The 23523-nt window shown below is 72.3% G+C and carries 20 protein-coding genes, 1 other RNA gene and 1 pseudogene; 10 read left to right on the forward strand and 12 right to left on the reverse strand.

The features are described 5' to 3' along the window. Window positions 1-84: 84 nt before the first annotated feature. Complete coding sequence (locus ACFVQG_RS17755) at window positions 85-3132, forward strand: pPIWI_RE module domain-containing protein (protein ID WP_383383305.1); 3048 nt, start codon at window positions 85-87, stop codon at window positions 3130-3132. Window positions 3133-3460: 328 nt separating this feature from the next. On the opposite strand, the gene rnpB is transcribed toward ACFVQG_RS17755, so the two are convergent. The 4 genes and pseudogenes from rnpB to ACFVQG_RS17775 form a co-directional block, all read right to left on the reverse strand. Then, an RNA gene (rnpB, locus tag ACFVQG_RS17760) (RNase P RNA component class A) lies at window positions 3461-3864 on the reverse strand. A 115-nt stretch (window positions 3865-3979) separates the two neighbouring features. Further along, window positions 3980-4759 (reverse strand): annotated as a pseudogene (locus tag ACFVQG_RS17765) (DMT family transporter); the annotation flags it as partial. Between the two features lie 19 nt (window positions 4760-4778). Continuing rightward, on the reverse strand, window positions 4779-5612 hold the full coding sequence (locus ACFVQG_RS17770) for an AraC family transcriptional regulator (RefSeq protein ID WP_383383307.1): 834 nt from the start codon (window positions 5610-5612) through the stop codon (window positions 4779-4781). Between the two features lie 33 nt (window positions 5613-5645). Continuing rightward, window positions 5646-6224, reverse strand: coding sequence for a Uma2 family endonuclease (locus tag ACFVQG_RS17775; RefSeq protein WP_383383309.1), 579 nt, complete (start codon window positions 6222-6224; stop codon window positions 5646-5648). Window positions 6225-6378: 154 nt separating this feature from the next. Between ACFVQG_RS17775 and yaaA the strand changes: the two genes are divergently transcribed. Both yaaA and ACFVQG_RS17785 read left to right on the forward strand, forming a co-directional pair. Continuing rightward, window positions 6379-7164 (forward strand): peroxide stress protein YaaA, encoded by a 786-nt coding sequence (gene yaaA / locus ACFVQG_RS17780; RefSeq protein ID WP_383383312.1) that lies wholly within the window; start codon window positions 6379-6381, stop codon window positions 7162-7164. A gap of 67 nt (window positions 7165-7231) precedes the next feature. Further along, window positions 7232-7867 carry a bifunctional 4-hydroxy-2-oxoglutarate aldolase/2-dehydro-3-deoxy-phosphogluconate aldolase gene (locus ACFVQG_RS17785; RefSeq protein WP_383383317.1) on the forward strand — a complete coding sequence of 212 codons (636 nt, stop codon included), beginning with the start codon at window positions 7232-7234 and terminating at the stop codon, window positions 7865-7867. Here ACFVQG_RS17785 and ACFVQG_RS17790 read toward each other — a convergent pair. Genes ACFVQG_RS17790 through ACFVQG_RS17800 form a run of 3 tightly spaced genes read right to left on the reverse strand, consistent with a single transcriptional unit; the run spans window position 7839 to window position 10721 of the window. After that, window positions 7839-9122, reverse strand: a complete 1284-nt coding sequence (locus tag ACFVQG_RS17790) for a bifunctional RNase H/acid phosphatase (protein WP_383383320.1) — start codon at window positions 9120-9122, stop codon at window positions 7839-7841. The two genes, ACFVQG_RS17785 and ACFVQG_RS17790, sit on opposite strands and share 29 nt — an antisense overlap. A gap of 13 nt (window positions 9123-9135) precedes the next feature. Next, complete coding sequence (locus ACFVQG_RS17795; RefSeq protein ID WP_383383849.1) at window positions 9136-9879, reverse strand: zinc ribbon domain-containing protein; 744 nt, start codon at window positions 9877-9879, stop codon at window positions 9136-9138. Next, window positions 9876-10721 (reverse strand): Nif3-like dinuclear metal center hexameric protein, encoded by an 846-nt coding sequence (locus tag ACFVQG_RS17800; protein ID WP_383383323.1) that lies wholly within the window; start codon window positions 10719-10721, stop codon window positions 9876-9878. Before ACFVQG_RS17800 ends, ACFVQG_RS17795 begins: the two co-directional genes overlap by 4 nt. A 198-nt stretch (window positions 10722-10919) precedes the next feature. On the opposite strand from ACFVQG_RS17800, the gene ACFVQG_RS17805 reads away from it, so the two are divergent. Both ACFVQG_RS17805 and ACFVQG_RS17810 read left to right on the forward strand, forming a co-directional pair. Then, complete coding sequence (locus ACFVQG_RS17805; RefSeq protein ID WP_383383326.1) at window positions 10920-12071, forward strand: hypothetical protein; 1152 nt, start codon at window positions 10920-10922, stop codon at window positions 12069-12071. A 96-nt stretch (window positions 12072-12167) separates the two neighbouring features. After that, window positions 12168-12323: a hypothetical protein gene (locus tag ACFVQG_RS17810; RefSeq protein ID WP_383383329.1), complete on the forward strand. Its 156-nt coding sequence runs from the start codon at window positions 12168-12170 to the stop codon at window positions 12321-12323. Window positions 12324-12355: 32 nt separating this feature from the next. Here the strand turns inward: ACFVQG_RS17810 and ACFVQG_RS17815 are convergent, their stop codons facing one another. From ACFVQG_RS17815 to ACFVQG_RS17825, 3 genes are read right to left on the reverse strand one after another with little or no spacing between them, the layout of a single operon-like run. Beyond that, complete coding sequence (locus tag ACFVQG_RS17815) at window positions 12356-13381, reverse strand: 3-oxoacyl-ACP reductase (protein WP_383383332.1); 1026 nt, start codon at window positions 13379-13381, stop codon at window positions 12356-12358. A gap of 16 nt (window positions 13382-13397) precedes the next feature. Beyond that, entirely contained in the window at window positions 13398-14474 is a 1077-nt protein-coding gene (locus ACFVQG_RS17820) for a Zn-dependent alcohol dehydrogenase (RefSeq protein ID WP_383383335.1), read from the reverse strand. 20 nt (window positions 14475-14494) lie between these two features. After that, window positions 14495-15355, reverse strand: a complete 861-nt coding sequence (locus tag ACFVQG_RS17825) for a MaoC/PaaZ C-terminal domain-containing protein (protein ID WP_383383338.1) — start codon at window positions 15353-15355, stop codon at window positions 14495-14497. Between the two features lie 418 nt (window positions 15356-15773). On the opposite strand from ACFVQG_RS17825, the gene ACFVQG_RS17830 reads away from it, so the two are divergent. Beyond that, on the forward strand, window positions 15774-16406 hold the full coding sequence (locus ACFVQG_RS17830) for a response regulator (protein ID WP_383383852.1): 633 nt from the start codon (window positions 15774-15776) through the stop codon (window positions 16404-16406). 64 nt (window positions 16407-16470) lie between these two features. Here ACFVQG_RS17830 and ACFVQG_RS17835 read toward each other — a convergent pair whose 3' ends face one another. Then, window positions 16471-17124: a class I SAM-dependent methyltransferase gene (locus tag ACFVQG_RS17835; RefSeq protein WP_383383343.1), complete on the reverse strand. Its 654-nt coding sequence runs from the start codon at window positions 17122-17124 to the stop codon at window positions 16471-16473. A 49-nt stretch (window positions 17125-17173) separates the two neighbouring features. Then, window positions 17174-18685, reverse strand: a complete 1512-nt coding sequence (locus ACFVQG_RS17840; protein ID WP_383383346.1) for an MFS transporter — start codon at window positions 18683-18685, stop codon at window positions 17174-17176. A 253-nt stretch (window positions 18686-18938) separates the two neighbouring features. Between ACFVQG_RS17840 and ACFVQG_RS17845 the strand changes: the two genes are divergently transcribed. The 4 genes from ACFVQG_RS17845 (at window position 18939) to ACFVQG_RS17860 (ending at window position 23516) form a co-directional block, all read left to right on the forward strand. Beyond that, window positions 18939-20309 carry an endo-1,4-beta-xylanase gene (locus ACFVQG_RS17845; RefSeq protein WP_383383349.1) on the forward strand — a complete coding sequence of 457 codons (1371 nt, stop codon included), beginning with the start codon at window positions 18939-18941 and terminating at the stop codon, window positions 20307-20309. A gap of 99 nt (window positions 20310-20408) precedes the next feature. Further along, the gene (locus ACFVQG_RS17850) at window positions 20409-21368 is read left to right on the forward strand and encodes an N-acetylmuramoyl-L-alanine amidase (protein WP_383383353.1); all 960 of its coding nucleotides are present in this window, start codon (window positions 20409-20411) and stop codon (window positions 21366-21368) included. 158 nt (window positions 21369-21526) lie between these two features. After that, window positions 21527-22402, forward strand: coding sequence for a hypothetical protein (locus tag ACFVQG_RS17855; protein ID WP_383383357.1), 876 nt, complete (start codon window positions 21527-21529; stop codon window positions 22400-22402). Between the two features lie 103 nt (window positions 22403-22505). Continuing rightward, entirely contained in the window at window positions 22506-23516 is a 1011-nt protein-coding gene (locus ACFVQG_RS17860; protein WP_383383360.1) for an LLM class F420-dependent oxidoreductase, read from the forward strand. Window positions 23517-23523: the final 7 nt, after the last annotated feature.

Below are 23523 nucleotides of genomic sequence, written 5' to 3' on the forward strand. Positions count from 1 at the left end.
GACACCCCCAACCGCCGCCTTGGCCAGTTCCTTTGGCCGGGCAGGCGTACCCGTCCAGGTACGGACATCGCTGGGAGAACCAACATGTACAAGAACATCCGCCGATCCGCGTACCACCTGGCCGAGGAGGACACCCCCTGGACCGAGGACTTCCACGCGCTGCCCTTCCCCGAACACTGGCATACCGGACTCCTCGAACTGCACAACCACGGGCGGGACGAGCAGAAGCGGCAGCCGACGCTGCCCACCCGCCGACTCGACGGCGTGCTCCAGACCCTCGCCCCCGACGTGATCGTCCGCCCGCGGCCACGTATCCCGGTCGAGCCGGGACCGCCAACCGCCGAGGACTTCTGGATGTACGTACCGGCCTCGGTGCCCGACCCCCTCCCCGGCCGTTCCATGCAGCAACTCCTCGACGCCTGGCTACGCACCCTCGGTCCCAAGGACTCCGCGCAGGATCCCCGGTACCGCTCGCTGTTGCTCGCGACCAGCATCGAGCTGCAGCAGAACCTGCCCGAGTGGCAGCCGGTCAGCGGCGTCGAACTCCTCACCGCCCCGACCACCCGGGGCGGTACCGCCGCCCCAGAACCACGCCAGTTCCAACTCGCCACCGACGCCCTTGCACGCCGCATTCTGACCCTCGACCCCTTCCCGTTCGAGGGAGGGGAGCTGCGGTTCCGGGCGCTGCCCCGGGGACCTCGCGACCAAGGCGCGGAACTCATGTCGCAGCCGCTGTGCCGAACCGTCAAACGCAGGGAGTGGTGGTTCTCTGTCCTGCTGAACATCTCCCTGCACACCACGCCGTTCGACCCCAGGCCGCGTCTCCACCTGCACTGGGGTGTACGCCGCTGGGCGACCCACCCCCGGACCACCACCAAACACCTCAACCTGCCCTACCGGGAGGCCACCACCGTCTACCTGCGGCCCACCATCCCCTGGCTGCCCGGCGCACCGGCCACCGAACGCTACGCACTGGCACGACTGCGCCGCGACCGAGCCGCCGACACGTTCGTCTGGTCGGAGAACGACACCGCCGGCATCCTGCGCGGACTCAGCCTCGCCGGCAACTTCCCCGACCCCGAACAGCTCCTCACCGAACCGGTCTCCTGGATCGGCGAGGGCCGCGGCGTCCGGGCCGCCGTAGTCCACAGCACCAGGATGGGCAAGCATGAGATCGGTACCGGCTTCATGCCCAATCAGCGGGCCCAGCTCACCGAATGGGCCGAACAGGCTCTCCCTGAAACACTGGCCCGGGTACCCGACCTCACGCGCGGACGCGGCAAGGGCATCGGCGCGCCGCAGAACCGGCGGCCCAAGCCCAGGACCGACGAGGCCAAGAAGGCCGAGCTGCTGCGCGAGACCCAGGCACGGCGCGTAGCACTCGCGGCACAGGCCCGGATCGCCTCCCACGGCCCGGAACACACCGGCCCGCCCGTGGTGGAGGCTCGGCTGCTGTGGCAGTCGCCCGAGGTACGCGGCGAGGCGGTGGAACAGTTCGCCAAGGCGCTGGGCCTCGACGGCGACGGCGGCGCCAGTGCCGCCGACATCACGGACCGGGGCTTCGACGAGGCCACGCCCGGAGCACCGGTCGTCCTGGAGTGGCGGACGGCGGAGGTCACCCTCCGGCTGCGTTGCCTGCCCTTCGCCGACGGGCTGGGCGACCGGCTAGTGCCCGACCCAGAGGTCAAGGGCAAGGGCGCTGCACTCGCGGCGGCCGTCGCTGAACGGCGCCGTGCCCTGCGCGCCTGGCTCCGCGCGGACGGTGCGGACCCCACCCGCCCTGAACTCGCCCTCGTGGAAGTCGCTCACCGCAGTACGTTCCGCCCAGCGTCGACGGACCCCAAGTTCGCCATCCGCCTCGGGTGTGCCGACGCGGGCGTGCTGACTCAGTTCGTCGTCACCCCGTCCACCGACCGGCAGATCGACAATGCGGACAGTCTCGACCACCGCACGTGCAGCTCGTGGCTCGACGGACTGCGCCAGCTTGGTGTCCGCGTCCTGCCCCAGCACACCCTCGGTGAGGACCTTCCGGACTCGCTGCAATACGCGGCGGTGTGGATGGTGAAACGTCGCAAGGACGGCCCGACGCGGTTGCCCAAACACCTGCCTGTGGCCGTCCTCGTCACACCGCTCCCCGCCGGGGACGGCCTCGCAGCGGTACGCGGCTGGGATGACACCGCGGGGGAATGGGTGCCCTATCCGCAGTTCCTCCTCGCTCTGGTGAAACAGGCGGAGATCGACCCCGAAGCGTTCTCGGAACCCGAGCCTCCAGACGATGAGCCACGTCCCGATGCCCCTAAGGTCACCGGCAAGCAGTGGCGCAGCAACCTCGCTCAACAGCGCAGAGAGACATCAACGTTCCTCCAACGCGTGCTGCACTCCCTCCGAGGGCAACCCACCGCACTGATCACCCACGCTCAGAACAGCCGACTGCACTGGCCATGGCTCCAGGACGGCCAGACCGAACGCGACCTGATCAAGACGGGCCACGCCCCGGCAGGACGACTGGACGACGAACTGCGCCTCGTGCGTGTGCGCGGAAGCGGCGGTCGCGAAAGTGCCCAGTGGTGGGGTGCAGCCGACCCGGGCAGGCCCCACGGACAGCCGGCGGGCTTCTGGGCCCCGCATCCCCGGCAGCGATACGGGGACAGGGCCTGGTCGCGCGAGCGGGTCTTCTACAGCACCACCGAACGCCCTGGAACCCACGCGGTCTCCCCCGCACTCGACCGCCTCGCCACCCGAGTCAACGCGGCAGGCAACCTCACCTCGCAGGCAGGCACCAGCGCCTGGAACCCGACCCTGATGGAGATCGCGGTACTGGGCTGCCACGGAGCCGACGACTCCGCGGTCCTCATACGGGAAAAGCCCGACGACCCCGAGGCGCTGGCCCTCGCCATGCACCAGCTCCGCCAGGCCCCGGACTACGCCGCCGCCCTGTCTCTCCCCCTCCCTCTCCACCTCGCGGGGCTGGCCCAGGCATACGTCCTCCCGACGCTCGCCGACGGCGACCGAACTCTGAACGAGGAGTCGGACACCCCTGCTGGAGACCAGAACCTGGAGGACCCCGACCTCGCCGACGCAGCCGGACTGTCCACGACGCCGGACGACGAGGCCATGACTGCCGAAGACTGACTGTGACAACCCGCCGCCCGGGTCACCCGTGCCTGCGCCGGGCGGCGGCGTGCCCCCCCCAGGCCGGGCACTCAGCCTCCAGAATGCAACAACCAGTGCGCACGGAGGCCGGATCCACACGTCGAGGTCAAGGCCCCAGCTGCCGCCAGCCCTCTCCGGCGACTTGGCGATCTCACTCATCGAACCCACCGCCGGGCACCGGGCCCCAGTGCACATCGCGTGCACACTTGCGCGGGAACTCCCGGGAACTCGCAGGTAGAAGCGGAATGTGCCGAGACACGACAGAAGGCCCCGACCAGGCCATAAGGCCAGGTCAGAGCCTTACTGGCAGACGAGTCGGGCTGTACGCCGGGTTCTGTCCCCCGGTCCCTCGCGGGTGCCGGGGCGACGGCCATCCATCTAGGACCGACGTTGCCGTCGGCCTCGTGCGGTCTACCCGCGGACTCGGGCGGGCAGCCCTCGGACGTCCGCGCAGAAACACCGGGGTGTTTCCTCTTGACCTTGCTCCGGGTGGGGTTTACCTAGCTGCCCAGGTCACCCTGGGCACTGGTGGTCTCTTACACCACCGTTTCACCCTTACCGAGGACCGAGGTCCCCGGCGGTTTGCTTTCTGTGGCACTGTCCCGCGGGTCACCCCGGGTGGCCGTTAGCCACCACCCTGCCCTGTGGAGCCCGGACGTTCCTCGGGGAGTCCCCGTCAGGGGGATTCCACGCGGCCGTCCGCCCGGCTCGTCTGCCGTGTGGACCATGGTACCGGGCGGGTGGGGCGGCGTGGTGCCGCGGCCGTCGCGAGGACCGAGCCCGCCAGGATCAGGGCGAAGGCCACGGCGACCGTGGTGGTGAGCTGCTCGTCCAGGAAGACGGCTCCCGCCGCCACCGCCACCGCCGGGTTCACGTACGTGATGACCGTCGCCCGCGTCGGGCCCACCTCCTTGATCAGCTCCAGGAAGGCGACGAAGGCTACCGCCGTGCAGATCACCCCCAGGGCGAGCAGCGACAGCAGGACCTCCGTGGAGGGGAGGGTGGACGGGGCCGTCAGCGCCGCCGCCGGGGCGTACACCAGCGCCGCCAGCGCCAGGCACGGGGCCGTCAGGTGGAGGGACGGGACGTCCCGGAGGTGGCGGGCCGCGATCAAGGGCGCCGTGGCGTAACCCACCACCGTCAGCAGGACCTCCGCGAGGGAGCGGGCGTCGCCGCCGGTGAGGTGCGGGACCGTGAGGAACGCTACGCCCGACAGGCCCAGGGCCAGGCCAGTTACGCGGCGGGGGCCCAGCCGCTCCGTCTCACCGAAGAAGCGGGCCAGGACCACGCCGACGATCGGGACGCCCGCGATCAGCAGTCCGGCCGTCGAGCTGGAGAGGTGGCGTTCCGCGTCCGTCAGGGTCCACCAGGGGCCGATGATCTCGATCACCGCGAAGGCCAGCATCGGTTTCCAGTGGGACCGGACGGTGCCACCCAGTCCCCCTTGCCTCAGCGCGAAGGGGAGCAGCAGGGCCGCGCCCAGCGCACAGCGCGTGAACACCACCGTCGACGGGGACACCTCGTCCACCGCCACCTTGATCAGCAGATAGGGAATGCCCCAGATCACTCCCATCAGGGAGAAGAGGAACCAGCCGCGTGCAGTCATGCGGTGAGTGTCGGCCGCCTCAGCCCCTGCTGTCTTGAACGCTGTTGCGGTACGCCGCCGGGGTGACCCCCAGCACCCTCCGGAACCAGCGTGTGAGGTGCGCCTGGTCCGCGAAGCCCACCAGGGTCGCCGCTTCAGCCGGGCGCAGGCCGCCCTCCAGCAGGGCGCGTGCCCGGTGCACCCGGTGCTGGGCCAGCCATGCGTACGGCGGCAACCCCATCGTCGTACGGAAGGCGCGGAGCAGTTGGTAGCGGGAGGAGAGACCGAGGTCTGCCGCCAGGGCCGACAGGGAGGGTGGGGACGTGACGTCGTCCGCCAGGCGGTCGCGTACCGCGTGGGCTATGTCCTTCGCACCCGGGATCGTGTCGTCCGTCGCACGGGCCGTGGAGTGGCGGCGGGCCAGTGCCGTGAGCAGCCAGGGGAGGCGGGATTCCGTCTCCAGGGGGTCGGGGCAGGTGCTGAGATCCGCGTGCGCTCGACGTAGGGCCGTGGCCAGTTCCGGGTCGTTCAGGACCGGGTCGCGGAAGTGCGGGAGGATGCCGCTCAGGGTGCCTTCCGTGAGCAGGGCCGGGGTCGCGTACAGGGCTCGGTAGGAGTAGCCCTCGGGCGCTGCGGGGCCGCCCGTGTGGGTCTCTCCCGGTTCCAGTACGACAATGCTGCCGGGGCCCGAGTGGATGCGTCCGCCCCGGTAGGCGATGACCTCCAGGCCGCCGACGGTCACGCCGACCGTGAACTCGTCATGCGCGTGCGGGGCGTAGACGTGGCGGTCGAAGCGGGCGGTGAGCAGGTCCAGGGGTGGGCCGTCGTGGCCCAGGCGGGCCCTCGTCCACAGTGCCTTCTCTCGCCCGTTCACCGCGCCCACCCCCTGGTCACAGGGATCAGGGCATCAGAGGAAGTCTGATGTGTCCAGTTCGAATGCGAAGGGGGTGGGGAGGGCCAGCGGTTTACCGAAGGGGCACGTGCAGTGTTGGCGGTACTCCCCCTTCTCCGGATCGCTGAAGAGCGTGACGGAGGCATCGCTGCGGTCAACGAGTAGGTAGAGCGGGACGCCGCCCCGGGCGTAGCTGCGACGCTTGGCCTCACGGTCAGCTCGGGGCCTCGACGAGGTCACCTCAAGCACCATCGCAACTCCGTCGCAGGGCATCCACGGGTCCGCACCCCGGTAGAGGCGCAACTCCCTGGGAGCAAAGGTGCCATCAGGGATGACACGATCCCCCAAGCGGGCATCCCCGCCCTGCAGGGTCAGCCCTTTGTTCCCGGAGAATTGCATCTCGACCCGGGACTGCCTGATCACCTGGCTGAGGATCAACCCGATGTAGTCCTCGTGGTCCCCGTCCGGCGGCGGTGTCACAACGATCTCCCCCTCAATCAACTCCGCCCGGAAGCCCTCCGGGGTGTCGAGAGCGAGAAAGCCGTCGAGCAGGACCTCTTCCTGCGTGAGCGGCTCGTGGGCCATGGCGGTCATGTCACGCCCCTCCTTCGGTCGCTCGTCAGACTGGGACATCGGTTGATCACCTGTCCTGGAGATCGGGATCCGCTCACTCGATCGTGGCACACGACCCCCCACGCCGTACCCTGACCAAGGTCCCGCCACCCGAATTCGCTGAAACGGAGACCCCGTGCTCGTCCTGCTCCCCCCGTCCGAAGGCAAGGCTCCCTCCGGCGGTACCGGTGCCCCGCTGAAGTCGGAGTCGCTGTCGTCGCCGGAGTTGGGGGCGGCTCGGGAGGCGGTGCTCGGGGAGTTGGTCGCCTTGTGTCAAGGGGATGAGGAGAAGGCCCGCGAGGTGCTTGGGCTGAGTGAAGGGCTTCGGGGCGAGGTCGCCAAGAACGCCCGGCTGTACGACGCTCCCGCGCGGCCCGCCGGGGAGGTGTACACCGGTGTGCTCTACGACGCCCTGGGGCTCGGCTCCCTCGATGCCGCCGCCGGGCGGCGTGCCGCGCGGGCGCTGTTGATCTTCTCGGGACTCTGGGGTGCCGTGCGGATCAGTGACCGGATTCCGTCCTACCGGTGTTCCATGGGGGTGAAGCTGCCGGGGCTGGGGGCGCTCGCCGCACACTGGCGGGCGGCCATGGCCGACGTTCTGCCGGACGCCGCCGGAGACGGGCTCGTACTCGATCTGCGGTCCGCCGCCTACGCCGCCGCCTGGAAGCCCAAGGGCGAGGTCGCCGCGCGGACGGCGACCGTGCGGGTGCTGCACGCGCCGACGCGGAAGGTCGTCAGCCACTTCAACAAGGCGACCAAGGGGCGGATCGTGCGGAGTCTGGTGACGGCGGGGGTCGAGCCCGGTCACCCCGCCGAACTCGTCGACGCCTTGCGTGATCTCGGGTACCAGGTCGACGTTGCCGAGCCGTCGAAGGGCGGGACCGCCTGGCGGGTGGACGTGCTCGTGGACGAGGTTCACTGACACCGACGCCGTTGCGTTATTTGCAACGCTCATTGCATGCTCTGCCGCTCCTCGGCACTATGACGCCATGGCCTCCGTCCTTGACCTCGCCCCCGTCATCCCCGTCGTCGTCCTGGACGATCCCGCCGACGCCGTACCGCTCGCGCGGGCTCTCGTCGCCGGGGGGCTGCCCGCGATCGAGGTGACCCTGCGGACACCGGCCGCGCTCGACGCGATACGCGCCATTGCCGACGACGTGCCGGACGCCGTCGTCGGGGCCGGGACCCTGCTCACTCCGCGGCAGGTCGACCTCGCCGTCGGCGCCGGGGCGCGGTTCCTCGTCAGTCCGGGGTGGACGGATGCGCTGCTCGACGCCATGCGGGGGGCCGGGGTGCCTTTCCTGCCGGGGGTTTCCACCGCCACGGAAGTGGTCGCGTTGCTGGAGCGCGGGGTACGGGAGATGAAGTTCTTCCCGGCGGAGGCGGCCGGGGGGACGGCCTACCTGAAGTCCCTTTACGGGCCCCTGCCACAGGTTCGCTTCTGTCCCACCGGGGGGATCGGCGTCGACTCCGCGCCCCGTTACCTCGCGCTTCCCAACGTCGGCTGCGTCGGCGGCAGTTGGATGCTGCCGGGGGATGTCGTGGCCGCGCGGGACTGGGGGCGGGTCGAAGGGCTGGCGCGGGACGCCGCCGGGCTCAGGTCCGCAGGTGCGAGGTGTCGTTGAGCAGGCGGACGCTGGCGTTGCCGTCCGCGTAGTACGCCACCGCTGATAGGGAGGCCGCTGACAGTTCCATGCGGAACAGGGACTGGGGTGGGGCGTCCAGGGCCAGGCGGATCAGCGTCTTGATCGGGGTCACGTGGGTGACCAGCAGGACCGTGCGGCCCGCGTACGCCGCGATCAGCTTGTCCCGCGTCGCCGCGATGCGCGCGGCCGTCGCCGTGAAGCTCTCGCCGCCGCCGGTCGGGGCCACGTCCGGGGAGGCGAGCCACGCGTTCAGGTCCTCCGGGTGGCGGTCGCGGGCCTCGGCGAAGGTCAGGCCCTCCCAGGCGCCGAAGTCGGTCTCGCGCAGGCCGTCCTCCACCGTCACGTCCAGGCCCAGCCGGGCGGCGACGATGGCGGCGGTCTCGCGGGTGCGGGCGAGCGGTGAGGTGACGATCGCCTGGATCGTGCCGCGCCTGGCCAGCAGCGCCGCCGCGCGCTCGGCCTGCTCCCGGCCCACGTCCGACAGGGACGGGTCGGTGCCGCCACTGCCGGAGAACCGCTTCTGGGGGGTGAGCGGGGTCTCGCCGTGGCGCAGGAGGACGAAGGTGGCCGGTGCGCCCATGTCGGGGGCGCCCCAGCCGACCGTGGGCGTAACTGTCTCAGTCGCCTCTGCCGTCGCAGGCGCGACTACCTCCGCCGTCGCAGGCGTGTCTGCCTCAGCCGCCTCCGCCGCCGCAGGCGCGACTACCTCCGCCGTCGCAGGCGTGACTGCCTCCGCCGCCACGGAGGTGGCCGCCGCGACCGCACGCGCCGCGCGCGTGTCCGCCCCCGCCCCGTCCGCCCCCGCCCTGTCCGCCCCGGCCGCCTCCGCCACCCCCGCGTCCATCGCCCCGTTGGCCAAGCGGTCCGCCCGCTTGTTCTCCTCCCGGGGGATCCACTCGTACGTCACCCGCCCCGGCGGGAACACCCGCGCCGCCTCCGCCGCCAGCGGCTTCAGGTCAGGGTGCTTGATCTTCCAGCGGCCCGACATCTGCTCGACGACCAGCTTGGAGTCCATCCGGACGTGGACCGTGGCGGCCGGGTCCAGTTCGCGGGCGGTGCGCAGACCCGCCAGCAGGCCCCGGTACTCGGCGACGTTGTTGGTGACCGTGCCGAGGTACTCGGCGGTCTCCGCCACCGTCTCCCCGCTCGCCGCGTCGACCACCAGCGCGCCGTAGCCCGCGGGCCCGGGGTTGCCCCGTGACCCGCCGTCCGCCTCGACGATGAACTCCCGCACGCCCCGAGACCCCCTACAGGCCGGAGTCGGCCGTGCGCACCAGGATCCGGCGGCAGTTCTCGCAGCGCACCACCTTGTCGGGGGCCGCGGCGCGGATCTCGTTGATGTCCGTGATGGCCAGCTCCTGGCGGCAGCCCTGGCAGGTGCGCTGGTAGAGGCGGGCCGCGCCGATGCCGCCCTGCTGCTCGCGCAGCTTGTCGTAGAGCTTGAGCAGATCGGCCGGGACGGCGCCCGCGATGACCTCGCGCTCCTTGGTCACCGTGGCCACCTCGCCGTCGATCTCCTCGAAGGCGGCGTCCCGGCGCGCGGTCGCGTCGTCGATCTTCGACTGGACGGAGGACACCCGCTCGGTCAGCTCCTCGACCCGCTCCTGCGCGGACTCACGGCGCTCCATGACCTCCAGGACCACGTCCTCCAGGTCGCCCTGGCGCTTGGCGAGGGAGGCGATCTCGCGCTGGAGGTTCTCCAGGTCCTTCGGAGAGGAGACGGCGCCGGAGTCCAGCCGCTTCTGGTCGCGGGCGGCGCGCTGGCGCACCTGGTCGACGTCCTGCTCGGCCTTGGTCTGCTCGCGGGCGCAGTCGCTCTCCTCGGTCTGCGCGGCCACGAGCAGGTCGCGCAGCTGGGTGTGGTCCTTGGTCAGCGACTCGATCTCGGCGTGCTCGGGCAGGGACTTCCGCTTGTGCGCCAGCTGCTGGAGGCGGACGTCGAGGGCCTGGACGTCGAGGAGTCGGATCTGGTCGGCGGGCGCGGCGTTCAGTTGGGGGCTCCAGGTGAAAGGGAAGGGGAGTGGCTGGTCCAGGGGTCGGTGACCGTCTTGGAGACATGGACGCGGAGGTCCCAGCCATGGCGGTCGGAGATCTCGTCGAGCTGGGCGGCGCCCTGCTCGCACCAGGGCCATTCGGTGGCCCAGTGCGCCGCGTCGAGCAGCGCGCAGGAGCCACCCGCACGGGCCTCGGATACGGGGTGGTGGCGGAGGTCCGCCGTGAGGAAGGCGTCGACCCCGGCGGCGCGTACGGCGTCGAAGAGGCCGTCGCCGGAGCCGCCGCTCACGGCGACCGTGCGGACGAGCGCCTCGGCGTCGCCCGCGACGCGGATGCCCTGCGCGGTGGCGGGCAGCCGTGCGGCGGCGCGGGCGGCGAACTCGCGGACGGTCACCGGGTGGTCCAGCTCGCAGATCCGGCCGAGGCCGCGGCGGCCGTCGGGGTCGCCCGTGTCCGGCACCAGGGGGCGTACGACCCTCAGGTCCAGCGCTCCGGCCAGCGCGTCGCTGACCCCGGGGTCGGCGGTGTCGGCGTTGGTGTGGGCGACGTGCAGCGCGATGTCGTGCTTGATCAGGGTGTGCACGACCCGGCCCTTGAAGTGCGAGGCCGCCACGGTCGTCGTTCCGCGCAAATAGAGCGGGTGGTGGGTGACCAGCAGGTCGGCGTCCAGCTTCACCGCCTCGTCGACGATCTCCTGGACGGGGTCGACCGCGAACAGGACCCGGGTGACCTCCTGGTCGGGGTCGCCCACGACGGTGCCGACCGCGTCCCAGGACTCGGCCCGCTCGGCGGGCCACAGGTTCTCCAGCGCGGCGATGACTTCTGACAGACGGGGCACGGGGAAAGGCTACCTGCCCGTTCCCCGGGGCTGAACCGATGGCGGGAGGCGTACCGGCCGCCCGTCCCCGCCCAGCACATTCGCCTCTGTTTCCTCAGGTGAATCGTTCCGTGGCCACCCTTATGTGTGAAGCGCGTGCTTGCCGGTCCCCCGTCTGTGCGTACGAAAACTAGCTTCGTCGCCGGAGGTGACCGAACGATGACGGCCTGTGCGATCGAAGCCACCGAGGCGGGGGACGAGGACGCGTTCGTTCCGCGTGCCGGGTGTGTGCTCACCGTGGACGGCGCCTACGCCGCCCGCCTCGCCCGCCGCGGCGACGCCTGGTTCCCGGAGCGCTGGACCCTGGACGGGCCCGAGCCGTACGCCGTGCCGCTGCCCGGGAACCAGCCCGAGGAGCCCGGCAACGAGGTGCAGCCGATGGGTGACGGACGGGTGCTCATCCGGCGCTTCGCGGACGGGCGGAATCATTTCTCCTTGCTCTACCCGACCGGCCCCGGCACCGGTGAGCTGCCGCTCGGCGCCATCGAGTGCCCGGACCCCGGCTCCCGGCTGCGGCTGCTGCCCCCGGCGCCGGGCGGGGACAAGGCGTACGCCCTCGCGGTGGGCCCGCGCTCGAGCGCGGTGTGGCTGGTGGTGGGCGGCGCCTTCGGGCCCGAGCATCTCGCCGAGGTGCCGGGGCGGTGTTCGGGCGGGGTGTGGCTGGACCGTACGGGGCGGATGCTGGCCCTGGACCGGGAGGCGGACGGCCGGACCAAGACCGTCGTCGTCGACCTGGAGCGCGGGGGCGAGATGTCGCCGCTGCTCCAGATCGCCGACGACAGCGACGACCGGCTGCTGCTCGCGGACGCCGACAGCGGGCTGCTGGTCGTCCGTTCCGACGCTCCGTCCCCGGGGCACGCCCGGCTCGGCTGGGGGGTGCTGGGCTCCACGCTGCCGGTGCGGTTCCCGGAGTGCCTGCGGCTGCCGGACTGCGCGGTGACGCCGTTCGCGATCCAGCCGGGGCAGACGCTGACGCCGGAGAGCTGTGCGGTGGCGCTGCGGGTGGACGGTCCGGCGGGGAGCTGGGTGGTGGTGTGGCGGCCCGTCGCGCGGCGGGTCCGGCATGTGGCCGCGCCCGAGGGGTGGCTCGCGGGCGCCGGGCTGTGGACGGCGGACGGGGTACTGCGGCTGCCGTACGCCACGGACGCGGTGCCGTGCGGGGTGGCGGCGGTGTGCGAGCCCACCCGCACCCCGGGGTCCGGTGAGCCCGCAGCAGGCGGCCCACCGCCGGAACCGGACCCTCCGGAACCGCTCACCCCCCGCCCCGTCCCCCTCCAACAGGCGCCCCTCGCCCGTCTTGTAACGAAGTAGTGGCGGTTGGCGTGGCCGCCTGGATTCGCCCCGTGGTGGGCCGGTTAAACTCGCCCGGCTGTAGGAAAGATCATGTTGACGGGGTGAATTCTTCCGATGAGCGACGCAAGCACGTCCCAGCCGCTGCCCGACAGCCAGGAGCCCAACGGCCACGGCAAGCACCGGGGCCCGCTTTCGGCACACGACGCCGAGGCGGCTCCGCGCGGCCGACACCGCAAGCCGGTGCAGCAGCAGACCGAGTCGGCCGCCTGACGACCAGTCAGTCACGGCCGCCCGGAAGGGCGTTACGTTACGACGGCCCCGCTCGTCCCTCGTGGAGGAGCGGGGCCGTCTCGCTTGCTGCCGCGCCCCTCCTCCCCCCGCCTCAGCCCCAGCACCTCCACCGCCGCGAACGTCTCCCCCTCCGGCCGCCCTTCGAAGTGCGGGGTGAGCAGCGCGTCCAGTTCCTCATGGCTGAAGGTGTCCTGCTTGCTGTCGAACCGCGCCCGCACCCTGGGTCGTTCGACGACGGCCACCATGCCGCCGTGCACCACCAGCACCTGTCCGTTGACCCGCCCGGCGGCGGGCGAGGCGAGATAGCCGACCAGCGGGGCGACATGCTCGGGGGCGAGTGGATCGAGGCCCTCCCCCGGGTCCGCCGCCATGCCCCTGAAGACGTCCTCCGTCATCCGTGTCCGGGCGCGCGGGCAGATGGCGTTGGCGGTCACGCCGTACTTGGCGAGGGCGTGGGCCGTGGAGGTGGTCAGCCCGATGATCCCGCCCTTGGCGGCGGCGTAGTTGGGCTGCCCGGCCGAACCGGCGAGGAAGGCCTCCGAGGAGGTGTTCACGATCCGCCCGTACGTCGCTCCCCCGCCCGCCTTGGCGCGCTCCCGCCAGTGCGCCGCCGCGAAACGGGTGGTGTTGAAGTGTCCCTTGAGGTGGACCCGTATCACCGCGTCCCACTCGGCCTCGGTCATGGAGAAGACCATGCGGTCGCGCAGGATGCCCGCGTTGTTGACGAGGATGTCGAGCCTGCCGAACTCCCGCACCGCGAGGCCGACCAGTTCGGCGGCGTGCCGGAAGTCGGCGACGTCCCCGCTGTGGGCGAGTGCCGTGCCGCCCGTCGCGCGGATCTCGGCGGCGGTCTCCTCGGCGGGGCGGGCGGAGGCAGTACCGGAGCCGTCGCGGCCGGGCTGCCCGAGGTCGTTGACGACGACGGCGGCGCCGAGCCGGGCGAGTTCGAGCGCCTCGGCCCGGCCGAGCCCGCGCCCGGCGCCCGTGACGATCGCGGCGAGCCCCTGAAGCGGCAGCGTCGTGGTGCCCAGCGCCATGGTGACCCCGTCCCCCTCAGATCTCGATGGACGTACGCAGGGCGGTCCCCGTGCGCATCTGGTCGAGGGCCTCGTTGATGTCGGCGAGCGGCACCCGGTGGGTGATCAGCCCGGCGAGGTCGATCCGTCCGGCCCGCCACAGGGCGATGGTCCGCTCGTAGGAGCGCAGCACGTCACCGCCGCCGTACAGGGACGGCAGGATGCGCTTCTCGTCGAAGAACAGCTCGAACATGTTGAGTTGGAGGAAGTCGTCCATGGCGCCCGCGCCGACGACGACCAGGGTGCCGCCGCGCCGGGTGTTCTCGTAGGCGGTGCGGGCGGTGGCGGAGCGGCCGACGACCTCGAAGACGTAGTCGAAGCCCTCGCCCGCGGTGACGCGCTGCTTGGCGTCGGGCAGTTCGTCGGGGGAGACGGCCCGCGTCGCGCCGAACCGCAGGGCGGCCTCGCGGCGCGAGGCGACCGGGTCGACGGCGACGATCTCGGCGGCGCCCTTGAGCCGTGCGCCCTGGACGACGGAGATGCCGACGCCGCCGCAGCCGATCACCGCGACCGACGAACCCGCCGCCAGGTCGGCGGTGTTGAGGGCGGCGCCCAGGCCGGTGGTCACCCCGCAGCCGATCAGCGCGGCGATGTCGTAGGGCACGTCGTCGGGGACCGGCACCGCGCACCCGGCATCCACGACGACCTCCTCGGCGAAGGTGCCGGTCCCCGCGAAGCCGAAGACGTCGCCGGTGGGGCGGCGGAAGTTGGGCGTGCCCGCGTTCATGAAGCCGGTCAGGCACAGCTCGGTCTGTCCGCGCTTGCAGGACGGGCAGGCGCCGCAGGCGGGGAGCCAGCAGACGACGACCCGGTCACCGGGCTTCAGCGCGCTCACGCCCTCCCCCACCTCCACGATCTCCCCGGCGCCCTCGTGGCCGGGGACGAACGGGGCGGGCTGCGGCAGGACGCCGCTCATCGCGGACAGGTCGGAGTGGCACAGGCCGGTGGCGCGGACCCGCACGCGCACCTTGCCGGGGCCGAAGCCCGTCGTCTCGACGTCGTCGAGGACCTCCAGCTTCTCCTGGCCGGTCTCGTGCAGTACGGCTGCGCGCATGGTGCGGCTCCCCTCGAGGGTCAGGTGTGCTCTACGACGGTGTCGGCGAGGGCGGGCGCGTCGTCCCGTTCGACGGCGCTCACGGCGACCTGGACGGTGGTGCCGGACGTCCGCCACATCCGGACGCGCAGGGTCTCGCCCGGGTACACCACCCCGGCGAACCGCGTCCGGTACTCCCGCACCCGGGTCACATCACCGCCGAGCAGCGTGTCGACGACCGCCTTCAGGGTCATGCCGTAGGTGCACAGCCCGTGCAGGATGGGCCGCTCGAACCCGGCGACCTTGGCGAACTCGGGGTCGGCGTGCAGCGGGTTCCAGTCCCCGGAGAGGCGGTAGAGCAGGGCCTGGTCCTCGCGGACGGCGCGCTCCACGGTCCGGTCGGGCGGCCCGGTGGGGGCCTCGGTGCGGGCGGAGGGGCCGCGGTCGCCGCCGAAGCCGCCCTCCCCGCGCAGGAAGATCTGCGCGTCGTTGGTCCACAGCGGGCCGTCGGCGTCGGCGACCTCGGTGCGCAGCACCAGGATGGCGGCCTTGACCTTGTCGTACACGGCCGCGACGCGCGAGGTGGCCGTCGCGGTGCCCTCGGCCGGGAGGGGGCGGTGCAGGGTCAGGATCTGGCCGCCGTGCAGCACGCGGGCGAGGTCGACCTCGATGCCGGGCATGGCCAGCCCGCTGATCACGCCGGGGGCGCCGGAACCGGCGACGGTGGCGAAGCTCGGCAGGACGTGCAGCCGGGACTCCAGGGTGTAGCGCAACTCGTCGGGGTCGGTGGCGGGCAGGCCCGCGCCGATGCCGAGGTGGTAGAGCAGGACGTCCTTGGGGGTCCAGGAGATCTCGCCGGTCCGGGGTTCGGCGGCGAGGGCCTTGGCTGCGTCGATGGGCATGGGGCTCCTGACGTGACACGGTGGTGAGACCTCGGTGCGGCCGTCCGCACCGTCGGCCGCACCGAGGTCGTCTTCGGGGCCGCGGAACCCGTCCGTTCTAGAACGCGTTCCAGTCCAGCGACCCTCTGTATAGCCCAGCCAGCGGCACTTGTGAAGGCTGCTGACGGTGCGTCAGCTCGGCAGATGCCAGGACATCTGCCCCTCCCAGGGCTGGCGGAGCGGCTCGCGGCGACAGGCGGGCGGTTGACGGCGAGGGCGGGGCCGGGCGGGGGCTTCCTGGCCGGGGGCGGAACTGCCGGTGGACGGCGAAGCGGCGGAGGACGCCGCGTTCCCGGCGCGCCCGGAACGCCCGACCGCCTCCGACCGCCTCCGACCTGCCAACCCACCCCGACGGGCCTACGCTTGCCCCGTGAACGAGATGCCCCGGGACCACCGCCCGGCCAAGTGCCTCCGGGTGCTGCTCGCCGAGGACCGGCAGATGCCGCGCGGGGCGCTGGCGGTGCTGCTCGGGATGGAGCCGGACATCGAGGTGGTGGCGCAGGTGGCGGCCGGGGACACGATCGTGGACGCGGCGCTCGTGCACCGCCCGGACGTGGCCCTCCTCGACATCGAACTGCCGGGCGGCAGCGCCCTGGACGCCGCCGCCGAGCTGCGCGACCAGGTGCCGGACTGCCGGGTGCTGATCCTCACCACCTTCGGCCGCCCCGGCCAGCTGCGCCGGGCGATGGCGGCCGGAGCCGCGGGTTTCCTGGTCAAGGACGGTCCGGTGGAGGAGCTGGCGGCGGCGATCCGCAAGGTGCTGACCGGCGAGACGGTGGTCGACCCGGCCCTCGCCGCGGCGGCGTCCAGCGCCGGGCCCGGTCCGCTCACCGCGCGGGAGTGCGACGTGCTGAAGGCGTCCGCCGACGGCGCGACCGTCGCCGACATCGCCGCCCGGCTGCGTCTGCCGGAGCCGACGGTGCGCGACCACCTCTCCGCCGCGATCGGCAGGACGGGCACCCGCGACCGCGCGGAGGCAGTGCGCGAGGCGCGCCGCCAGGGCTGGCTGTGAGCAGAGGCGCGGCCGGGCGCGGGAGTTCGCCTTCGGGGGTGGGGCGGACCTCCCGGAGCTGGAGCTAGACCCCCACCGCCCCCGTCCGCCGCAGCACCCGCAGCGACCCCGTGGCCGAGACCTCCGTGAACGACCCGGAGTCCAGTGCCCGGAGGTAAACGCGGTAGGGCGCCTGGCCGGTGAACTCGTCGACGGGGTCCGGGAAGACGTCGTGGATGACGAGGAGGCCGCCCTCGGCGACGTGCGGGGCCCAGCCCTCGTAGTCGGCGGTGGCGTGTTCGTCGGTGTGGCCGCCGTCGATGAAGACCAGGCCCAGGGGGCTGCCCCAGACCTTCGCGACCTGCGGGGAGCGGCCGACGACGGCGATGACGTGGTCCTCCAGGCCCGCCCGGTGCAGGGTGCGGCGGAAGGTGGGCAGCGTGTCCATCAGGCCGATCTCGGGGTCCACGGTCGCCGGGTCGTGGTACTCCCAGCCGGGCTGCTGCTCCTCGCTGCCCCGGTGGTGGTCGACGGTGAGCGCGGTGACCCCGGCGGCGCGGGCCGCGTCCGCGAGCAGGATCGTCGAGCGACCGCAGTACGTGCCGACCTCCAGCAGCGGCAGCCCGAGCCGTGCCGCCTCCCCGGCCGCCGCGTACAGGGCGAGGCCCTCGTCCACGGGCATGAACCCCTTCGCCGCCTCGAACGCGGCCAGGATCTCGGGCTTGGGTGCCGCGGTCATGGGGTGTGCCTTTCGGTCGTACGGCGGGACGCTCACCGGCACGCTACCGTCAGCGCACCCGCGCCGTGGCCTCCGCGGCCTCCGTCGCCTCCGTCGCACGCGCCAGGTTGGCGTCCTCCTCGCTGCTCGCGCGGAGCTGGGGCCCCGCGGACGGGCGGGTGCGGGGCAGGAAGAAGGCCAGCAGCAGGCCGACGGCGACCGCGGCCGTGGCGATCGCGAAGGAGACGCGGAAGCCGTGCATGGTGGGGACGGCGACACCGCCGACGTCGTTCGCCGTGCTGGCCAGCACCATGCCGACGACGGCGCTGGACACCGACGTACCGATGGACCGCATGAGGGTGTTGAGGCCGTTCGCCGCCCCCGTCTCGGACGCCGGGACCGCGGAGACGATCAGGGCGGGCAGCGAGGAGTAGGCGAGGCCGATGCCCGCGCCGAGGACGACGGAGGTGACGACGGTCTGCCAGGCCGCGCTCATCAGGCCGAGGCCGCCGCCGTAGCCGATGGCGATGACCAGCAGGCCGGTGAGGAGGGTGGTGCGGGGGCCGTAGCGGGCCGAGAGGCGGGCGTAGAGCGGGGCGGTGAACATCATCGTCAGGCCCAGCGGGGCCACGCACAGGCCCGCGACGACCATCGACTGGCCGAGGCCGTAGCCGGTCGTGGCGGGGAGCTGGAGGAGCTGGGGCAGGACGAGGGAGACGACGTAGAAGGAGACCCCGACCATGATCGAGGCGAGGTTGGTGAGCAGCACCTCGCGGCGGGCGGTGGTGCGCAGGTCGACCAGGGGTGCCTTGCGGCGCAGCTCCATCAGGCCCCACAGGACGAGGACGACCACCGCCGCGACGAACATGCCGAGCGTCAGCGGGGAGGACCAGCCCCAGTCGCTGCCCTTGGTCACCGGGAGCAGGAGCAGCACCAGCCCCGCGGACAGGCCCAGCGCGCCGGGCAGGTCGAAGCCGCCCGAGGCGCGTACCGGGGACTCCGGTACGGCGAGGAGGGTGAGGGCGATGGAGAGGACGCCGAGGCCCGCGGCGCCGTAGAAGAGGACGTGCCAGTCGGTGTGCTGGGCGACGAGGGCGGCGCCGGGCAGGGCGAGTCCGCCGCCGACGCCGATGGAGGAACTCATCAGCGCCATCGCCGAGCCGAGGCGTTCGCGCGGGAGGGTGTCGCGCATCAGGCCGATGCCGAGCGGGATGGCGCCCATGGCGAAGCCCTGGAGCGTACGGCCCACGATCATCGTCAGCAGATCGCTGGTGACGGCGCTGACCAGCGCGCCGACGACCATCACCGCGAGGCTGGCGACCAGCATCCGCCGCTTGCCGTAGAGGTCGCCGAGGCGGCCCATGATCGGGGTGGCGACGGCGCCGGACAGGAGGGTCGAGGTCAGCACCCAGGTGGCGTTGCTGGGGGCGGTGTCGAGCAGTTGCGGCAGGTCCTTGATGACCGGCACGAGCAGGGTCTGCATCACCGCGACGGCGATGCCCGCGAAGGCGAGCACCGGGACGACGGCCGGGTTCGGGTTCGTCCTGGCGGTCGGCCGGTCGTCTGTCGTCGTACGGGGCATTGAGGGTGACCTTCCACGTCGGATACGTGGGAAGTGAACTCCGTCTACCCGGGCAACTATTCCAGGCTCTAACCACTCTCTTCGAATGTTTCGAGAAGCATCACGAATCTTCAGGGCGGAATCCGGCCGACCGACACGCTTCAGCCATCCATGATTCCAGGACGTCACGCCCGTTGACGGCCCCACAGCCCGCCCGTACCGTCTCCGCATCCATTCGGAAACAGGACCGAAACTTTCGGGAGGCAGTTCCGACATGCGTACCAGCCATACGAGCGTGACGTCCCGCGCCCGCCGCGCGGTGACCCTCGGTCTCGCGAGCCTGCTCGCCGCCGCCGGGGTCACCGCCCTGTCCGGTACGGCGGAGGCGGCGAGCACCCTGGGCGCGGCGGCCGCCGAGAAGGGCCGCTACTTCGGCACCGCGGTCGCGGGCAACCGCCTGAGCGAGGCGCAGTACGTCTCCACGCTCAACACCGAGTTCAACTCGGTCACGGCGGAGAACGAGATGAAGTGGGACGCCGTCGAGCCCAGCCGCGGCACCTTCACCTTCGGCGCGGGCGACCAGATCGTCAACCACGCCCAGAGCCGGGGCATGTCGGTCCGCGGCCACACCCTGGTCTGGCACTCCCAGCTGCCCAGCTGGGTCGGCAATCTCGCCGCCTCCGAGCTGAGGTCGGCCATGAACAACCACATCAACCAGGTCATGGGCCGCTACAAGGGCAAGATCCACTCCTGGGACGTGGTGAACGAGGCCTTCCAGGACGGCTCCAGCGGCGCCCGCCGCAACTCGCCCTTCCAGGACAAGCTCGGCAACGGCTTCATCGAGGAGGCCTTCCGCACCGCCCGCGCCGCCGACCCGGCCGCCAAGCTCTGTTACAACGACTACAACACCGACGGCGTCAACGCCAAGAGCAATGCCGTCTACAACATGGTCCGCGACTTCAAGTCCCGCGGCGTGCCGATCGACTGCGTCGGCTTCCAGTCCCACTTCAACAGCGCCTCCCCGGTCCCCTCCGACTACCAGGCCAACCTCCAGCGCTTCGCCGACCTCGGCGTCGACGTGCAGATCACCGAGCTGGACATCGAGGGCTCGGGCACCTCCCAGGCCAACAGCTACAGCAACGTCGTACGGGCCTGCCTGGCCATCTCGCGCTGCACCGGCATCACCGTCTGGGGCGTCACCGACAAGTACTCGTGGCGCAGCAGCGGCACCCCCCTGCTGTTCGACGGCAACTACAACAAGAAGCCCGCCTACACCGCCGTACTGAACGCCCTCGGTGGCACCAGCGGCGGCGACCCGGGCGGCCCGGGCAACCCGGGCGCGGGCTGCACCGCCACCTACAGCAAGGCCGAGGAGTGGAGCGACCGCTTCAACGGCCGGGTCACCATCACCGCGGGCAGCTCCGCGATCAGCAACTGGGCCGTGACCGTCACCGTCACCTCACCGCAGCGGATCGCCACCACCTGGAACGGCTCCCCCACCTGGGACTCCAGCGGCAACGTCATGACCATGCGCCCGAGCGGCAACGGCAGCCTGGCCGCCGGGGCGACGACCAGCTTCGGCTTCACCGTCATGAAGAACGGCAACAGCGCGCCCCCGGCCATCGGCGCCTGCACGGCGTCCTGAGCGGCTCCACCTCCCCGGCCTCGGCCGTGCGGCCCCTGGTGGTCGTACGGCCGAGGCGTCTTCCGGACGGCCGCCGCGGCACCCCTTAGGGTGTCAGGCGTGTCCTACACCGGCCCCGGCTTCGACCCGCCCCGCCCCCGCCGCTCCCGCCTCCGCAGCCCCCTGACCGTGGCGGTCGCGGCGCTGGTGCCGGGGGCGCTGCTCGGGTGGGTGGTGTACGAGGCGGTGGGTGGCTCCGGGGACGGCGGTGACGGCCGTACGACGGTGTCGTCCTCGGCGGCGGGGACGCCCACGGAGGCGACCTCCTCGGCCGCGCCCTCCCCTTCCGACGACCCGAAGCCGGGCCCCAGCCCCACCACCCCCACGCCGACCGAGCCCGCCTCCGGCCCCCTCAAGGGCAAGGTCGTCGTCATCGACCCCGGCCACAACCCCGGCAACTTCGAGCACACCGCGGAGATCAACCGCAAGGTGGACATCGGCACCGGCAGCAAGGAGTGCGACACCACCGGCACCGCGACCAACGACGGTTACCCGGAGGCCCGGTTCACGCTCGACGTCTCCCGGCGGCTGCGGGCGCTGCTCGAAGCGCGGGGCGCCACGGTGAAGTTGACGCAGGAGGACGACCGGCCGTACGGCCCGTGCATCGACGAGCGGGCGCGGATCGGGAACGAGGCGGACGCGGACGCGGTGGTCTCGGTGCACGCCGACGGGTCGGCGGCCGGGAACCGCGGCTTCCATGTGATCCTCCCGGCGGCCGTCGAGCAGGGCGCCGCCGACACCGGGCCCATCGTCGGCCCGTCCCGCGACCTCGGTGAGCGCATCGCGGGCAACTTCGTGCGGGTCACCGGCAGCGCGCCCTCGAACTACGTCGGCGACGGCACCGGACTGGTCACCCGTGACGATCTCGGCGGTCTCAATCTGTCAACGGTTCCCAAGGTGTTCATCGAGTGCGGCAACATGCGCGATACCAAGGACGCGGCACTGCTGACCAGCGGCGCCTGGCGGCAGAAGGCCGCGCAGGGGATCTCTGAGGGAATCGTGAGTTTCCTGCGCGGGTAGTGCTCAGCGCGCTGATCCCGGCGGACAGCCTTCGGGGGCGGACGATAGTGTCGGCCCTACGATGTGGGGCCACCCCCGCGCTTCACACCACGGCCGCACGGCGACATGGTGTCAGCGACGCCTCCACCGATGACGAGACGACTGACGAAGGACCTGAAGTGAATATCCGCTCCCTCACTAGAGGCGACGGCGTGGTGATCGGAGCAGCGGTATTGCTGTTCATCGCGTCGTTCCTCGATCTGTACTCGATCGACGGGGCCCCCGACAGCCTGGACGTTCCCAGCCTCTGGAGCAGCGGGCCGGTCCTGCTCGGGGTCGTGCTCGCGGGGATCATCGGCGCCGCGCTCATCGTCGTCGCCCGGGGTCTGCCGCAGGCACCGAAGGTCGCGGGCCTCGACATGGCCCAGTTCGGCATCGCGTTCACCGTGTTCGCCGCGTGGAGCGCCCTCGGCAACATCTTCGACCCGGCGGGCGGCGCCGACAACTTCGACGGCGCCTCGGACGGTCCCGACGCGGGCACCGGTCTGATCCTCGCCCTGATCGCCGCCCTGGTCATGGCCGCGGCGGCCGTCGCCACCCCGCTGGTCCCCGCCCTGAAGGCCGCCCTGCTCGGCGCCCCGCGCCCGGCCGCCCCGCAGCCCTACGGCGGTCAGCCCTCCGGTGGCTACGGCTACCCGGGCGCCCAGCAGCCGCAGCCGCCGTACGGCGGTCAGCCCGGTCCCGGACAGCCCGGTCCCGGACAGCCCGGCCCGGGTCAGCCCTTCGGCGGTCAGCCGCAGGCGCCGCAGCCCCAGGCCCCGCAGCCGCAGGCCGCCGCCGCGCAGCCGCCCGCGAGCGACTTCTCGCCGTTCTGGTTCGCCGTACCGGTGCCGCGTCCGCTGTTCGCGGAGGACGGCTCGCAGACGACCATCGCCGAACTCGCCCCGGGCACCTGGTACCTGGCCGTCGAGCAGCGCGGCCCGTCCCTGGTCGCGCAGACGCAGGACGGCCGCCGGGGTGTCCTCCAGGACACCAGCGGTATCCAGCGCGGCTGACCAACGGAGCACGCGCCAACGGCCCCTCGCCCTTCCGGGTGGGGGGCCGTTGCCGTACAGTCCCCCTCCCCGATGGCTGACCGGCAGTCAGGAGGCGGTGCGGATGCGGCTCGGGCTCGCCCTCGGATACTGGGGCCGCGGTCCCGATCCCGGTCATGTCGCGCTGGCGCGGGAGGCCGAGCGGCTCGGGTACCACTCCGTGTGGACGGCCGAGTCCTGGGGGTCCGACGCCTTCACCCCGCTCACCTGGATCGCGGCGCGGACCTCGACCATCAGGCTGGGGACGGCCGTCGCGCAGATGGCGGCGCGCTCGCCGGCCACCACCGCCATGCACGCCCTCACCCTCGACCACCTCTCCGGCGGACGGATGCTGCTCGGCCTCGGGCTGTCCGGGCCCCAGGTGGTGGAGGGGTGGTACGGGCGCCCGTTCCCCAAGTCGCCGCTGACCGCGACCCGCGAGTACGTCGACGTCGTACGGCGGGTGCTGCGGCGGGACGCGCCGGTCGCACTCGACGGGCAGTACCACTCCCTGCCCTACCGGGGCGCCGACGGGACCGGGCTCGGCAAGGCGCTGAAGTCCATCACACATCCCCGGCGCCCCGATCTGCCGGTGCTGCTCGGCGCCGAGGGGCCCAAGAACATCGCGCAGACCGCCCGGATCGCGGACGGCTGGCTGCCGCTGTACTGGTCCCCCAGGCGGGCGGGGATGTACCGGGAGCCGCTCTCCGACGCGCCCGAGGGGTTCCTGGTCGCGCCCATGGCCCGGGTCAAGGTGTGCGCCGATGTCGCCGAGGGGCTGCTGCCGGTGAAGGCGATGCTCGGCTTCTACATCGGCGGCATGGGGCACGCCAGGCGGAACTTCCACGCCGACCTGATGGCCAGGATGGGGTACGAGGAGGAGGCCCGGCGGGTGCGGGAGCTGTTCCTGGCCGGGCGGCGGGAGGAGGCGGTGGCCGCGGTGCCGGACGCGTTCGCGGACGAGATCTCCCTCGTCGGGCCGCGGGAACGCGTCGCCGAGCGGCTGGAGGCGTGGCGCGAGGGGCCGGTGACGGATCTGCTGGCGCTGTCGCCCGACCCGCACTCGCTGCGGGTACTGGCCGAGCTGAACACGTGAGCCCCGT

The sequence above is a fragment of the Streptomyces sp. NPDC057877 genome (genome assembly GCF_042796855.1).
In the GTDB taxonomy this organism is placed as follows: Bacteria; Actinomycetota; Actinomycetes; order Streptomycetales; family Streptomycetaceae; genus Streptomyces.